At 54.8% G+C, this 14330-nt stretch carries 12 protein-coding genes; 10 read left to right on the top strand and 2 right to left on the bottom strand.

What is annotated here, in order from left to right; genetic code table 11:
• The first annotated feature begins 19 nt into the window (after positions 1-19).
• The 9 genes from HY788_03105 to HY788_03065 all read left to right on the top strand — a co-directional run bounded on the left by HY788_03105 (position 20) and on the right by HY788_03065 (position 10133).
• Positions 20-784, top strand: a complete 765-nt coding sequence (locus tag HY788_03105; GenBank protein MBI4773164.1) for an outer membrane lipoprotein-sorting protein — start codon at positions 20-22, stop codon at positions 782-784.
• Between the two features lie 78 nt (positions 785-862).
• Positions 863-2023, top strand: a complete 1161-nt coding sequence (locus tag HY788_03100) for an ABC transporter permease (protein MBI4773163.1) — start codon at positions 863-865, stop codon at positions 2021-2023.
• 53 nt (positions 2024-2076) lie between these two features.
• Positions 2077-3300: an ABC transporter permease gene (locus tag HY788_03095; GenBank protein ID MBI4773162.1), complete on the top strand. Its 1224-nt coding sequence runs from the start codon at positions 2077-2079 to the stop codon at positions 3298-3300.
• A gap of 27 nt (positions 3301-3327) precedes the next feature.
• Positions 3328-4017 carry an ABC transporter ATP-binding protein gene (locus tag HY788_03090; GenBank protein ID MBI4773161.1) on the top strand — a complete coding sequence of 230 codons (690 nt, stop codon included), beginning with the start codon at positions 3328-3330 and terminating at the stop codon, positions 4015-4017.
• Positions 4018-4020: 3 nt separating this feature from the next.
• A complete protein-coding gene (locus HY788_03085; GenBank protein ID MBI4773160.1) occupies positions 4021-5400 on the top strand; it encodes a hypothetical protein in 1380 nt (459 codons plus the stop codon).
• A 318-nt stretch (positions 5401-5718) separates the two neighbouring features.
• A complete protein-coding gene (locus HY788_03080) occupies positions 5719-7659 on the top strand; it encodes a PD40 domain-containing protein (GenBank protein MBI4773159.1) in 1941 nt (646 codons plus the stop codon).
• A 197-nt stretch (positions 7660-7856) separates the two neighbouring features.
• Complete coding sequence (locus tag HY788_03075; protein MBI4773158.1) at positions 7857-8138, top strand: hypothetical protein; 282 nt, start codon at positions 7857-7859, stop codon at positions 8136-8138.
• 342 nt (positions 8139-8480) lie between these two features.
• On the top strand, positions 8481-8903 hold the full coding sequence (locus HY788_03070; protein MBI4773157.1) for a hypothetical protein: 423 nt from the start codon (positions 8481-8483) through the stop codon (positions 8901-8903).
• A gap of 348 nt (positions 8904-9251) precedes the next feature.
• Positions 9252-10133 (top strand): Mrp/NBP35 family ATP-binding protein, encoded by an 882-nt coding sequence (locus HY788_03065; GenBank protein ID MBI4773156.1) that lies wholly within the window; start codon positions 9252-9254, stop codon positions 10131-10133.
• Here HY788_03065 and HY788_03060 read toward each other — a convergent pair.
• Complete coding sequence (locus tag HY788_03060) at positions 10118-11734, bottom strand: IS1634 family transposase (protein ID MBI4773155.1); 1617 nt, start codon at positions 11732-11734, stop codon at positions 10118-10120. The two genes, HY788_03065 and HY788_03060, sit on opposite strands and share 16 nt — an antisense overlap.
• Positions 11735-12584: 850 nt before the next feature.
• Between HY788_03060 and HY788_03055 the strand changes: the two genes are divergently transcribed.
• Entirely contained in the window at positions 12585-13151 is a 567-nt protein-coding gene (locus HY788_03055) for a hypothetical protein (GenBank protein ID MBI4773154.1), read from the top strand.
• Positions 13152-13222: 71 nt separating this feature from the next.
• Here HY788_03055 and HY788_03050 read toward each other — a convergent pair.
• Positions 13223-14330, bottom strand: a 1108-nt coding sequence (locus tag HY788_03050) for an SUMF1/EgtB/PvdO family nonheme iron enzyme (GenBank protein MBI4773153.1), incomplete at its 5' end; no start/stop codon positions are given.

Genomic DNA, 14330 nt, shown 5'->3' with positions numbered 1-14330 from the left:
CCCGTATAAGGATCAACGCATGCAGAAACACCTGCTATTGTGCATTCTCGTTATCGTGACGTTATCGACTCAGGCCCTCGGCGAAGGTCCGGAGCCCACTGCCATGGAAATCCTGGACTCGGCTTGGCAGTACTACCGCGGTGACACGTCTCGAGTCGAAGTGGAGATGACCATCCACAGACCTGATTGGGAACGGACGATGACCATCCTTGCCTGGACCCGTGGAATGGAAGAAAGCATCTTCAGGATTGTAGCCCCCCCAAAAGACCAGGGTAACGGCACGTTGAAGAAAGGCACGGAGATGTGGACCTACAATCCGAAAGTCGACCGGATCATCAAATTGCCTCCGTCACTCATGTCACAGTCCTGGATGGGGTCCGACTTTTCCAATAACGATCTGTCAAAGGCGAACAGTATACTCAAAGATTATACCCATGAGATCGTTGGCACCGAAAAGAATGAAGGACACGAAGTCTATGTGATCAAGGCTGTTGCGAAAACGGATGCGCCCGTGGTCTGGGGGATGCAGATGCTCAAGATTCGCGACGACCACATCATACTTCAGCAGAGTTTCCTCGATGAAAACGGTGTGCTGGTAAAGGAGATGACTTCGGAGAACATCGAGCCGGTGGGGGGAAGGCTGTTTCCGAGCATCTGGTACATGCGCAAAGCAGAGGCGAAAGGCGAATACACCCGGCTCCATTACCTGAAGGCGGAATTCGACGTGCCGGTGCCGGACAGCTATTTCACGGTTTCCTATTTGAGAAGCGCCAGAGAATTTTAGCACGACAAGTCGTTAAGGTGACAACCTCTGGGGTGGTTTCGGAAACGAGATCCCCGGCCGAAGCGGAATGAGCCATGTATGGGTGTAAGCAATAAAGTCGCTTGGAGGAACATCTGGCGTAATCCGCGTCGATCCTTGCTAACCACCTCAGCGGTGGTTTTCGCGTGCGTGCTGCTGATTTTCATGGTCTCTCTCCAGGCCGGGTCCTACGATGCGATCATCAATACCGCCGTGCGCCTTCAAGCCGGCCATATCCAGGTACAAGCCGAAGGGTACAACGACAAGCCGGAAATTCGCAAGGTGGTCCGGCAACCACGCGCCGTCGCCGAACTAATCGACAAGAATCCTCGGATCGAAGCCATTGCCTTTCGGGCCAATGCGTTCTCACTGGTTTCCTCCACGATGCAACGGGCTGAGTACCTGACTGAAAAAGACGGGAACGCGACCGTAGTCGGAAATTTGTTGGCCAAGAATCTATCCGTCGACGTGGGTGACGAGTTGGTGATCCTCGGCCAGGGCTACGACGGCTCCGTAGCGGCGAATGCGCTTACCGTCAAAGGCGTTTTCCGGACAGGGCAACCGGATTTCGACAGAAGCGCTCTGCAGATACCCCTGGCGACCTTTCAAAGCACATACGATATGGACGACGCTGTTCATAAGATCGTAGTGATGGGAAAGGATCTGGAGGAAGTGGGCTCTCTGGCGGAGTCCATTCGCGCCGAGCTGGGGAGGCGCCGGACATCACAGAACCTGGCGGTGTTGACGTGGAACGAATTGATGCCCGGACTGGAACAGGCGATCCAGGTGGATATGATGAGCGCATGGATATTTTACGGTATTCTGATCGTGGTCGTGGCCTTCAGTATTATGAACACGTTTGTTATGGCGGTCTTCGAGCGCACACATGAGTTCGGGGTGTTGATTGCCATAGGCATGAAACGGATTCGCTTGATCGGCATGGTCTTGCTGGAATCGGCCTACCTTACCATCTGGGGTGTCATTTTGGGCATTCTCGTGGGAGTGGCGGTGACCTACTACTTCCAGATCCACGGCATTGACATTTCCGGCACTGAAGACCTGTTCGCCCAATACGGACTCCCTTCCGTACTGAGACCGAAGCTAACCGTCGGCTCCGTTCTGTCCGGGCCTTTGATCATTTTCGCCGTGACCCTGCTTACGGCGGCGTTCCCGACATTTCGAATACTCAAGTTGAAGTTGGTCCGCGCCATGCGGGATTAGAAAACCCCGAACCTGTATTCTGACGTGTCTCCTTCAACAGATCGGAATCGTGTATGTTGACCTTGTTGAGCATGGCCTGGAAGAACATCTGGCGCGTTCCGCGCCGCACGATCGTTATACTCCTAGCCGTATCGATCGGCGTTTTTGCCATGCTGAGTCTGGGATCCCTCAATCGGGGCATGCTGGATCAGATGGTGAACAATTCCATCAAGACGCTGACTGGCCATATCCAGATCACGGCCAAAGGGTATTTCGAGGACCCCGTGATCGAGCACACCGTCCGGAATCCTGAAACCTTGTATAAACAGGTTGAAGGTTTTTCGGAACCCTTCCGTTGGGCTCCGCGCGTTCGGGTTCCCGGAGTGGTGAGTAATGCCAGAAATTCAACGGGCATTGTGATTGTAGGTATTGATCCGGAGAAGGAGGCGAAGGTTTCATTTATTGGCTCCGCTGTGGTCGAAGGACGCTATCTGAACTCCGGGGACGAACACGGGATCATTGTCGGCCGTGGGTTGGCGGAGAAGTTCGATACCGGACTTGGCAAGAAGCTCGTATTGATGTCCCAGGACACCCAGAATCAAGTGGCGTCCGCGGGCTTTCGCATTGTGGGCGTATACGCGGCGGAAATCGAACTTATCGAGGAGCAATTTGCTTTCATCCTGCTGTCCGAAGCCCAACGTATGCTGAGAATCGGCGATGGGATCTCCGAAATTTGTATCATGGCCGAGAACCGCGATCTGGTAGAGCCTCTATACCGGAAGATTTCGTCCGAGCTGCCGCCGGAATTTGAAGCAAAGGCCTGGTGGCAATTGGCGCCGCTGATCAAGGCCCAGTTGGATCTCTGGGAGCGTTTCATGTATCTGTGGTTCGTAGTGGTGTTTGTGGCGGTCGGCTTCGGATTGGTCAATACCATGTTGATGGCTGTTTTCGATCGAATCCGGGAGTTTGGAATGCTCAGGGCCATCGGAATGAAACCGCGACTCATCGTGACGGGAATCATGTTCGAGTCCTTGTGTCTTCTTCTGCTTGGAATTCTGATTGGAAACGTCCTGAGTTGGGTCACAGTGGGATGGCTTTCTCACGTGGGCATCGATTTGAGCGCGTTCTCCGAAGGCCTGGAGGAACTCGGAATACCGCACATTATCATACCCGTGCTTCATTCTCAGGACTATATAGGCGCCAACGCGACGGTGATCATTCTAGGACTGATCGTGTGCCTGTATCCGGCTTTGAAGGGGGCGCGTATATCTCCGGTAAAGGCGTTGGCTCATATATAACGGCCTGTTGAACAGAGGGATTCCGTGATGCCGATGGTTCAGTGCAGAGAGGTTACCAAGGTATACCGTCAAGGCGAAGTGGAAGTGAAGGCGTTAAGGGGCGTTGACCTGGACGTGGAAGCGGCCGAGTTTATGGCGTTGGCAGGTCCTTCGGGATCGGGCAAAACCACTCTGCTGAACATGATCGGCGGCCTGGACCGGGTGACATCGGGCACTATCCGTATGAACGGAAACGAAATCACCTCTATGAGCCAGACGGAATTGAGCGAAATGCGCTTGCGTAAGATCGGCTTCGTGTTCCAGGCGTACAACCTGATCCCCGTTCTGACGGCCATCGAGAATGTCGAATTTGTGCTCATGCTGCAAGGGATGGGGCGGAACGAACGCGTCGAGAGGGCGGAGCAAATGCTCAAAGAGGTCGGATTGGAGGAGGAACTGCATCGAAGGCCGGCTGAGCTGTCCGGCGGACAGCAGCAACGGGTCGCCGTCGCAAGAGCGATCGTCTCCCGACCGGCCGTGGTACTGGCGGATGAACCCACCGCCAACCTGGACTCGAAAAACGGGGAACGATTGCTGGACATCATGGAAGCGCTCAACGATCGACACAAAGTCACCTTCGTGTTTTCAACCCATGATAAGATGGTCATGGAACGGGCCCGCCGAGTTGTCCGCCTCAGGGACGGCGCGGTATCCGACGATGTCTTGAAGAGCCATTAAGTCATGGGCAACGTCCCGATACTGCGCGTGTTCCTGTTTCTCTGGACCTGCCTGTTCGCGTTCTTGTGCCTGGCGCCTGAAATCCGAGGCGTCGAAGCGCCTTCCAAAGAGAACCCCCCCTCGAATACCGGACTCCTGAATCGGATACTTGATCCGGAGAAGTTCTCCTTCGGCGGACATTTCAAAAACCGTGTCGCCGCCTCGTGGCCGGATTCAGACAGCCTTTTCCGGCTCGTCGGCCTGGAAACCCTATGGGACTATCAGTCCGTACTGCGGCTGAAGGGACAATACAGATTTGCGGATTGGGCCCAGTTCGAGGCGCACAACGAAACGTTCTATCTGGTCAGTGATACCCGGCGCGCCACCCGCCGACTGGAGGAGATCCTGGGGGTGGAGTTCCCCCAGTTTCTCGGCATCGGAGCCGGTCTCGATGACGACAGACGCTTGATGGATCTCACCTGGACCCTGGACGAAGGCGATGGGCATCTGCTCGTCAATCGCTTCGACCGGCTTTTTTTCACGGTTTTTTATGAAGACACGGTATTTAAGCTCGGACGTCAGGCTGTGACCTGGGGACACGGGCTCATTTTTAACCCCATGGACGTATTCAGCCCTTTTGCTCCCACCACGCTGGACCGTGAATACAAACAAGGGGACGATGCGGCCCTGTTAAATGTCCCTCTCGACGAACGATACGGGGATATGACATTGCTCTACGTGGCCAGGAAGGATTTCGAAACGGGTAATCCGGCATGGGAAGCATCTTCTCTGGCCGGAAAATATCATTGGTTCGTTCCCGGTTCGCAGACCGAACTGACTTTCATTCTGGGGAAGCACTATGAGGACTTGGTTTCCGGCCTCGGAGCCGTCGGGTACCTTGGCGGGGCGGCATGTAGAATGGACACCACCTGGACGTACCTGGACGAGGAGAACACGTCGTTTTTCAGCTTTGTGGCCAATCTGGACTACGCCTGGAACTGGTGGGGATACAACATGTATGGCTGGGTCGAATACTATTTTAATGGGCTGGGCGAGGAGCGCAAGAAGTATGTCGATGCGTTTTTTAACGAAGCCCTTTTGGATCGCCTGGAACGGGGTGAACTGTTCGTGGTCGGTCGTCATTATGTGGACACCCAGATCCGTATCGAATTGCATCCTCTGGTAAACGTGTATTTCAACACCATCACCAACGTGGTGGACCCGAGTGGCATTCTCCAACCGTATCTGGTGTGGGACGTGAGTACGAACCTTCAGTTCACTCTGGCTTCCACCGTCTTCTGGGGGGGGAACAACACCGAATACGGAGGCGTTGAAATCCCCCCGCTCGGAGTCACGGACCAGCAGCCCAACCGGGTTTTCTCCTGGCTGACCTGGTATTTTTGAAACCGGGGCTTGGACTCCTGTTTCCCTCCGGCCCGTTTCCTATCTTCTCGGAATTTTCCGCCGTTCAACTCCACTGTTCCGGTTTCCTGTCCTACGATGGACTCGAAACGCTCGTGTTGATCGCTCGCGGGAATGCGGATAGAATTATAACAAAGGCGCGTTGAAAACGTGCTTTTGGCGTAAACGGTTATCTGGATAGACGTTCGAGTCCAACGGGAACGACGAACCGGGAGAATCAGCATGTGTCCGAGTATAAGCAGAAGGAATTGCCTTCGAGGGTGGGCCGTCGCTTGCTTTGCTCTTTGGGCCTGGAGTTGCATGAGTCCAGCCGCCATCGCCGGGGTGGACGGGATCTGGAAAGACGCCCCGGGCGGACAGACGGCCACCCTGAGCGCGTACATACAGACTTACGCCGAAGGGTCCGCCATTGCCATCGTCACTCCGGATCTCCAGAGCGTATACGTGTTTCAGGAATCCGACTTCGAGTCGGAAATCGACGCCCCTGATCTGGCCGGGGAAAACCACCGGCTTCGCATGACTTTTCAGGCGGATGGTACGGCGCAGACGACGCTGACGCTGAGCGGCCAGGCGGAGCGATCCCTGACGTTTTATCGGCTGCATGAAGCGCCCGGCGACTTCGCGAACGTGTACGATGGAATCTGGAAAGACGCGCCTTTCGCCGGAGCGGCCACCACCAACTTGTATTTGCAGAGTTATGCCAGTGGGGACGGGATCTTCGTCATTACGGAGGACTTGAACCGTTTCCTGGTCTTTCTGGCATCTCCGTTTGCTGAAGATCTGGATCTGGGGGATCTTACAGGCCGTCATCAGCTTCAAATCCACTTCACCGGTCCTTCCACTGCAACAGCCGTATTGACCGAGGACGAAGCGACCTCACTTGCTCCTCAAGCCGTCCATAACTACCAGTTGAATCGCTGGTATCCACATCAGGCTCCGCCTCCGGCATATGGAAAGATCGCATTCACACGCGCGTCCACAAGTCAAATGATTTCCATTTCGGACATATACATCATGAATGCGGACGGGAGCGATGTACGAAATCTGACGAACCTCAACGCCGTCGACGCGGTCTATCAAGCGGGAACGCCCATGTGGACGTGGGACGGCGCCAAGGTCCTGTTCTCTTCCAACTATCAGATGTGGAAGAGCTTTAATTACCGCGATGTATTCGAGATCAACCCGGATGGGAGCCGGCTGCGGAGAATCACGGGAAGTGAACGGATCACCCCGGTGGGCTACGGTTCTTTGACCGTGAACGTGGACACCCAGGAGCAGACCCTTCATCCCTCTCAGGTGGTGGTTTCCTTCCAGGGTTCCGACCAGCCCTGGACCGTGGATTCTCCCGGGGTAACCAGCCAGATATCGGGCCAAAACTTTTCCATCACGTTTCCGAAAGTTCCGTCCGGCAAAATCTGGGTCAAATGCAATAAGGACGGGCACAGAGGGGACGTGAACCTGAGTGTGGACGTGCCTGACGGAGGGTCGGGCTCCGTCTCCTTTCACTTGGTGAACGGCACGGTCCTGTCTTGTTCGTCGCCTTCCGCTGCGCCGGAGATGGCCAAGGTGGCCTACGATTCGCTCATTTCAAGCTTCACGATCGAGGATAAGGACGGACAGAAGCAGGATAAGCTCCTCGATTTTCTGAGTCTCTCGTGGTCGAATGCGGACGGCGCTTTCCCCGACGTGCGAAGCGACATCTATCACACCTACTGTTCCACGGGCCGGTTCGCGCCCACGGGCAACCGGATGGCCTTTGTCTTGGGACCGTACCTAGCCGACAGCATCGTCATCATACCGACGGACACGGCTAAAGGACTTCAAGCGCCGGAGGAACTGCTGGTTGCCGGAACTCAGGCGATCGGGGCTTATTACGGCTGCGCGTCACCCGCCTGGAGTCCCGACGGAAAGAAGATCGCATATGTGGCATCCTACACCGATTGGAACTTGAACATTACTGGAGATGTTTTTGTGATTCCCGCGGACGGCTCCTCCACGCCCGTTCAGGTTACTCAGGTGAATTACGATCAGTTGGCGTCGCATCCCAGCTTCAGTCCGGACGGGTCCAAATTGGCCTTCGCCCTGTTGACGGGAGGCCCGCAAGGTCTCAACGTTCTGGACATCGGAACATACAAGTTTACCGTGGACATCTGCACCATGGGCGTAGCCGGTTCCGGCTTTACGCAGATTACGCACGACGGGGCTTCTCTTGAACCGACCTGGAATCCGGTGATGCAGTAAACGCCATAGGCAGGAGGAAGGACGTACACCGGAAACGAGGGGTTTAAGAAGTAAGGATGATGATTAATGTAATCGTATTAGGGATAAATATTGACTTCCAAGGCGAAAAGAGGCGGGGGGTTCGATCGTCGTGGGAGTACACCTGAAGGCAAAAACGGATAATAAGGTCAGGATATTCCTGGAGAGGTAAACGCGGTATGCGAAAGACGTTGTTGGTGATAATAGGGTTACTCTTTGCATTGTCGGGCACGGTGTCCTGGGCGGAGAACGGCGGACAGGGGACGGACGTTGTTGATTTTTATACGGGGCAGGTGATTCATCACAGACCGTTCCCACGTAAATCTTCCGTCAAGACTCTGAAGGACCCGCAGACCGGTGTCGAGGTCACCCATGAAGAGGTGAAGACACACGAAACCAATGGGGAGTGGAGGGACCCCGAGACCGGACAGACAATCCGGGAAAAAGCCATAGATCGGTAGATCTTTCATTTTCAGTACAGGGCAGGGGGAGACCTTGTAAGGATTCTCCCCGTATTTTTTCTCTTTGTTCCTCTCAGACAAGGGTGTGCTTCATGTCAGGCGACTTCCATAACGAGCGCCTGTGGGGGGTCTATTTGACCGTGTGAACGGATACGCCCCCCGTGACGGCTGTATTCTGCATCTTAGAGAGCCCGTCCAAACATTGTTTTTTGCAACGCCCCTCCCGTGCTCGATCGATCCTGTCAATGGATCATAGACTGAACCCATTGAAAAAACAAAGAAACCTTCGCACCCCATTTTAGGCATGCAAGTTGCTTTCAGGGAAGTCAGGAGGTTTCGCTTATGCTGGCCGTGCCCGAACACCGGGGGCGTATTTCTCCGGTATTTGATACCTGCCGGACAGTGCTCATCTTTGACGCCTCCACGCAAGCAGATCGAGCGTGTCTGCGCATGTGCTGGAAGAACGTTCCTTGCGACAGGCGTCCCAGGGAATTGAAATCGCTCGGCGTCGGTGTCTTGATTTGCGGCGGGATCAGCCGTTGGATGGCGCATCAGGTGGAGTCGCAGAGTATTGACGTCATCCCGTGGCGTTCCGGAGAAATACTCGAAATCGTCCGAGCATACCACGATGGCGAAATCATGCAGGCGCGGTTCAGCATGCCCGGTTGTTCTCGATTTCGGAGGCGCCTGGGATACGGGAACCATCTTTCGAGTTACATATGGAGCCCCTGCGGCCATGATGACGCGGAAGAGGGGACGAGTTGAACGTATGTAGCGAAAATCGGCTGAATCTATCCTGTGTCCGGGATGGAGAGGCGACACACTGACCAATGTCGGAAAGCATCGGAGCTCCAAGCGCCGAATACATCCGTTGAAAGTTGAATATTACGCGGGTCGGGGGAAGGACCCCTTACACGAGATCTCCCCATGCAAACACCCCCTAACCCGGTAAGCCCCGGCCCGCATTTATACGCGAACGAGCAGCGGAATATTCCAACAGTTCCGTCTCTTCTCGAAAAAGACGGAACGATAGGGTTTCCCGTTCGAGGACCCCTTGAAAAGAACCTCTTTTCGATCCATATTATCCCATTATCTAGAAGGAGGAATCATCGAATGTCAGCCCAACAGTGCGCATCAACGAAAGCGCAGCAAAAACAAACGGAGCAGGACGAGGCTCTCAAAGATAGATTATCGAAAATCAAGCATAAGATCATCGTCATGAGCGGAAAAGGAGGCGTGGGCAAGAGCAGTGTCGCCGCGTATTTGGCCGTCTCGCTGGCCCAGCACGGGTATCAGGTAGGCCTTATGGATGTGGATCTTCACGGTCCGAGTATTCCCCGATTGCTTGGCATAACGGGCCTCATCGGGGTCGGAGATTCACAGAAGGGCATACCCATGGAATTTGACAAAAATCTTCAGGTTGTTTCCATTGACAGCCTGCTGGCGGATCGTGACTCGGCGGTCATCTGGCGCGGACCGTTGAAGATCGGAGTCATCAAACAGTTCATTAGCGACATCGAATGGAACCCGCTGGACTATTTGATCATCGATTCACCGCCGGGCACGGGCGACGAACCCCTGACCGTCGCTCAGACCATACCCGATGCCATGGCCATCATAGTGACGACGCCTCAGGAAGTGTCCCTTGCGGACGTTCGTAAATCCATCAATTTCTGTAAGCAGGTGAATATGACCGTGCTCGGGGTTGTGGAAAACATGAGCGGACTCATCTGCCCTCACTGCGGTCGGGAAATCCCTCTGTTCAGCAAAGGCGGCGGAGAACGTACGGCCCGGGAGACCGGCCTGCGCTTTCTGGGAAGACTGCCTCTTGAGCCACGCCTGGTGGACGCCGGGGATTCGGGAATTACCGGATTTCTGAAAGACCCGGACCTTGTTTTTTCGAAGGAGTTCACGAAGCTCGTGGATATGGTCGAGCAGGTGGTGCACGCTTTTGAAGCAGGGCAAGCGCCGGCCCCAGTTCAAAGTTCCGAATAACCTCCAATGAAACTGAGCACATGCCGTAGTTGTAGAACCGAACCGTCTTTTATTGTATATCCAAGGGCGGTCAATACCTTGGTCTGGATCTCGTTGGGTTCCTCGATTTGAACGATGGGGAGGGCGGCGCCCTTGTACCAGCTCAAGGCGGAGTTCAGGCCGGTCATTTCCTCCATGAGCGTTTTGGCGGTTTCGGGCCCGCCTACCTTGAGTTCGAGAAGTCTCAGGCAAGAGAGGGCGATGATACACGTCAGAAGATGGCAGCGGATTTTGCTGTCGGTCCAGTGAAACATCGGGTTGATTCTGACGTGGCATGGAGCCTTGCTCACCCGAAACTGCTGCTCGATGCGATATCTATCGAGGGAGGCCAGGACGATGGCCTCGGTAATCCAATCGTGATGGTCGGTAACGATGAGGTTTTTCCCCATGACGGCCTTTGCCGCCTCGATCTCCGCATAATCCCTACGGAAGCTCATGGTGTTTTCCGTGAAAGCCAGGCGATAGAATTTGTGACTGATATGGAGCTGTTCACAGACCTTGTGATAACGGGTGGCGATGGTCTTGGGGCTTCGCCATTGAGGCTCCTGGTCCCGGAACTTTTGCCGGAATTGGACGAGTTCCGTTTTCAGTTGGTCCAGTTTCCTGGTCATGTCGTGAAGTTTTTTGCGCTTGGTAACCGGGTTGAAGGTGACGACCACGGTGCGCTCCCGGCCCCAAAGGGTCAGCTTGGTCCGGTAAGCGGTGAGTCTGTCGTCGGGGCGTTCTTGGTCCTCGAGCCCATGGTTTTTGGGGATATCGAGAACGAGGAAGTGCTCGGGATTCAGCGCGGCCAGATGGTCGGCAAAATAGGTGGAATAGGTTGTGACGAAATAGATCCGGCTTTGGGCGTCGATGAGGGCGAGGTTTTCTTTTGAGTTCATGCCCTTGTCGAAGACCACGGTAAGGGTTTTGTCTCCTTCCGTAAAGCCCAGGATCACGCCGAACAGCTCGTCGAGAATCTGCTCGAACAGCTTGGAATCATGGAGGTTGCCGGGGTAGACCTTGTAATGGATGGGCAGCGAGGTGGCTCGATCCGCCAATAATCCGAGACCGACTTGCCGCAGGTGGTGTTTTCCGCTCTTGCTGTAACCCCTTACCGCCAGATGGGAACCGGTCTTGGTGGCCATGTAGGTGAAATAGTTGGTGGTGTCGAACAGCACGGTGTCGGGGCTCGGTCGGCGGCCGGCCCAGAGCCTTTCGAGGAAGAGCCGACCGGCTTTCTCGACCTGCTCCTTGGAAACGCGATCCCACTTCTCCCAGTAGCGCTCGGAGGTCAGTTGAGTCAAATTTTCCTTGCGCCCCCTTGGGACGATACTGTCGACGATGCCTATGGTATCCAGTTCTTGTTCAAGGGCCTGGGCTACGAAGAGGGCTCCAAAGGATTCGGTTTTGAGCCTGCAAGGCCTGCCGAGACTCTCGGCTTCTTCGAATTTGGCGAGGATGGTTTCCGGCGTTCCGAGATACTTCTGCCACTTCAGTCGGACCTTACCGCCGACGCGATGGACCTCCCGAAGGTACCAGTAGGTTCTACCCTTGAAGGTCTTCTTGTACAAATGGGGCATGATTGGATTATAAAACATAGGTTCTACATGTCAAGCTAAAAATCGATTATGATAACAAAAATAAGGCAGTTAGGTCATGTAGAGAGGGGTAACAAGGTAGGTTCTACGGGTACATATTATGTAACCGATTGAAACTATTATTAATTTCCGTATCGCGAAGGCTTATCTCTGAAACTCCTGTCCGAAAGATTCATGACAAATACCGCCGGATGTAGTAGGAAAATACCCCCTCTATACCTCATCCGGCGGCTTATGTCCAGATCTTAATGCAACTATTTGACGGATCTTAGATAATCGGGATGAATCAATTCACCCTGAAGAGAAAGGGAAAATGAGTATAAAAACTACGACAAGTGTATTAATAGACATGGGTCATAGGGTACAAAACCAGGCATTGGCTATTGAGTGCCGAACGATAATTACTTTATAACACGAGGGGGCCGGACAAGTCCAGCAAGGGCCGACTTCCGGATTCCAAGGTCGGTCCGGCCGGTGTTGGAGGCCGGCTTGGAAATATTGAATCGCAAAAAAAGGATGACCCAAAGGAAGCGACAGGCGTCCGGGGGACGAGGTTCGATACTTCACTTCCCCTTGATTGGTGTGCGGTTTTTTTATAAAATCGGTCAAAACTGCCTAAAATCAGCAAAGGTTGTGAATGATAAAATTACCTAAAGTCAATAACTTAGAACAAGATGAGGGGGTTCGTAAGCTCAAGTTTACTGTATACGAATCCGTAGGCCGCAGGTTCAAATCCTGCTGGGCGCACCAATAGAATCAACTACTCAGAGGGCTATCGAGCCCTCTTCTTTTTGGCTTGCTTCTCCGGGCGTGTCACTTTTTGAGGCAAGTGATGAACAACGTCAGAGACGAGATATTCATCTATAAGGCCATGGCGTCCGGGCTGATTTTGTTCGTTCTTGGGCTTTTTTCGGTAATCCTGGCGACTCTGGTGCTATTTGTGGCAAAATCTCCCTGGCCGGCTTTCTTATTGATGAGCCTGCCCCTCGCTCTGGTAGGTCTAACGGCCCTTCTGAACGGGATCGCGGCAATAGGGACCAGAATAGACATCATGCCTACCGGCCTGAACGCCATTATCCCAAGATGGCGGGCCTGCCCACTGCCTCCGTTCCACCGTTTTCACCTCGGTTGGGATGAAGTTCGCGCGGTCAGGCATCGAAAGGAGATATACCACATCTTCCTCGCATCTCCTTCTATTGCGCCTTTTCCAGTCGACGTGTACGCCATCGAGACCGAAGGGAGACGAATCGTGGTTGGAGGCAGGACCATTCCGCGCCTTGCCGAGGCCGTGCACCTCATCGCGGATCGATCCGGCCTGGCGGTCGTTGAAGAGAAGGAAGTCGAGGCGAGTCTCATTAGAACCTTGTTTAAGGGCGCTCCCGGTTGGGATAGTATATAAACCCGCCCGTTCACAAGGTCTCTCCTGATATCCCGCGAACGGATACAAGCAAAGACCGTCAGACCCAAAACCTAATCCGTCCTTAGGAGGCGGAACCCGAGGTAGTTGCTCCCGAAGCCCGGCGTGCTGTAGGAGCGAACGGCGCACCGAACGTGCCTCGGGTCGTCGGACCAGCCGGCCCCTCGGATCACGCGGTCGGAGCCGCCCGTGTCAACTATGGGATTGTCGCGCGTGTACTTGGAATAGGCATCGCTCGAATACCAGTCCTCGCACCATTCCCAGACATTCCCAAGCATATCGTATAGGCCGAAGGGGTTGGACTTATATGTCCCGACCGGGGCGGTTGTGACGTATCGGTCATCGCAATCAAAGTAGTATGAGGAATCCCAGGTCTTCTTGAAAGCCGTGTCCACGGCGTTCACATACCGGCAGGCCCTATCCGGATCATCCCCCCAGAACCAAATCGTGCTCGTTCCCGCCCTCGCCGCGTACTCCCACTCGGCCTCGCCGGGCAGCCGGATGTCCTTGCCCGACTCCCTGCTCAACCATTTGGCGAACGCCTTGGCGTCGTTCCAGGAAACACACACAACGGCATGGTTCGTCTGCTGCTGCACGGTCGGTGGATTCCGCCAACTCGTCCCCTCTTTCTTCTTCCATTCGCCTTCGTACGCATAGCACCCGCCGTCTCGCTCGGCTTCCGTCTTATAACCCGCGGCATCCACGAACTTCCCAAACTGGTCCACCGTCACTTCGTGTTTGGCCATCCAGAACCCGTCCACGCATACCTCGTGTCGCGGCAACTCGTGGCTATACCACTCCTTGTATTTCTCTTCGCCCACTTCTTTGATCAAATACCGTTTTTCAGCGTCCGTCTGCCCCATCCGGTAGCAGTCGCCGGACACCCGGACAAACTCCATGCCCGTAGCGGGTTCCGTCCAGGTCTCACCGGATGCGGCCTCTTTCCGGACGGGAGTCAATTCCGCCGCCACCGTCTCCCGGCCGCCCGCATTCACGGTGACCGTCTTCTCCCAATCCCGGTATCGATCGATTTTGACCGTCACCTTGTGGCTCCCGGCGGCCACGTTGCTCATGTCACCGGGGGTGGCGCCCACGTAGGCCCCGTCCAGGTACCACCGGGCTCCGGAAGGATCGCTGGTCACCTGGAGGCTCCCCGTGGTG

The organism is Deltaproteobacteria bacterium (assembly GCA_016208165.1).
Classification (GTDB): domain Bacteria; phylum Desulfobacterota; class Desulfarculia; order JACQYL01; family JACQYL01; genus JACQYL01.
Note: the sequence above shows the minus strand (reverse complement) of the source record. Positions and strands in the feature narration are given on the sequence as shown.

What these genes read in the sequence shown, in the direction of transcription:
- HY788_03105 (MBI4773164.1), top strand. Translation starts at nt 20, where the DNA reads ATGCAGAAACACCTGCTATTGTGCATTCTCGTTATCGTGACGTTATCG.
- HY788_03100 (MBI4773163.1), top strand. Translation starts at nt 863, where the DNA reads ATGGGTGTAAGCAATAAAGTCGCTTGGAGGAACATCTGGCGTAATCCG.
- HY788_03095 (MBI4773162.1), top strand. Translation starts at nt 2,077, where the DNA reads ATGTTGACCTTGTTGAGCATGGCCTGGAAGAACATCTGGCGCGTTCCG.
- HY788_03090 (MBI4773161.1), top strand. Translation starts at nt 3,328, where the DNA reads ATGCCGATGGTTCAGTGCAGAGAGGTTACCAAGGTATACCGTCAAGGC.
- HY788_03085 (MBI4773160.1), top strand. Translation starts at nt 4,021, where the DNA reads ATGGGCAACGTCCCGATACTGCGCGTGTTCCTGTTTCTCTGGACCTGC.
- HY788_03080 (MBI4773159.1), top strand. Translation starts at nt 5,719, where the DNA reads ATGAGTCCAGCCGCCATCGCCGGGGTGGACGGGATCTGGAAAGACGCC.
- HY788_03075 (MBI4773158.1), top strand. Translation starts at nt 7,857, where the DNA reads ATGCGAAAGACGTTGTTGGTGATAATAGGGTTACTCTTTGCATTGTCG.
- HY788_03070 (MBI4773157.1), top strand. Translation starts at nt 8,481, where the DNA reads ATGCTGGCCGTGCCCGAACACCGGGGGCGTATTTCTCCGGTATTTGAT.
- HY788_03065 (MBI4773156.1), top strand. Translation starts at nt 9,252, where the DNA reads ATGTCAGCCCAACAGTGCGCATCAACGAAAGCGCAGCAAAAACAAACG.
- HY788_03060 (MBI4773155.1), bottom strand. Translation starts at nt 11,734, where the DNA reads ATGCCCCATTTGTACAAGAAGACCTTCAAGGGTAGAACCTACTGGTAC.
- HY788_03055 (MBI4773154.1), top strand. Translation starts at nt 12,585, where the DNA reads ATGAACAACGTCAGAGACGAGATATTCATCTATAAGGCCATGGCGTCC.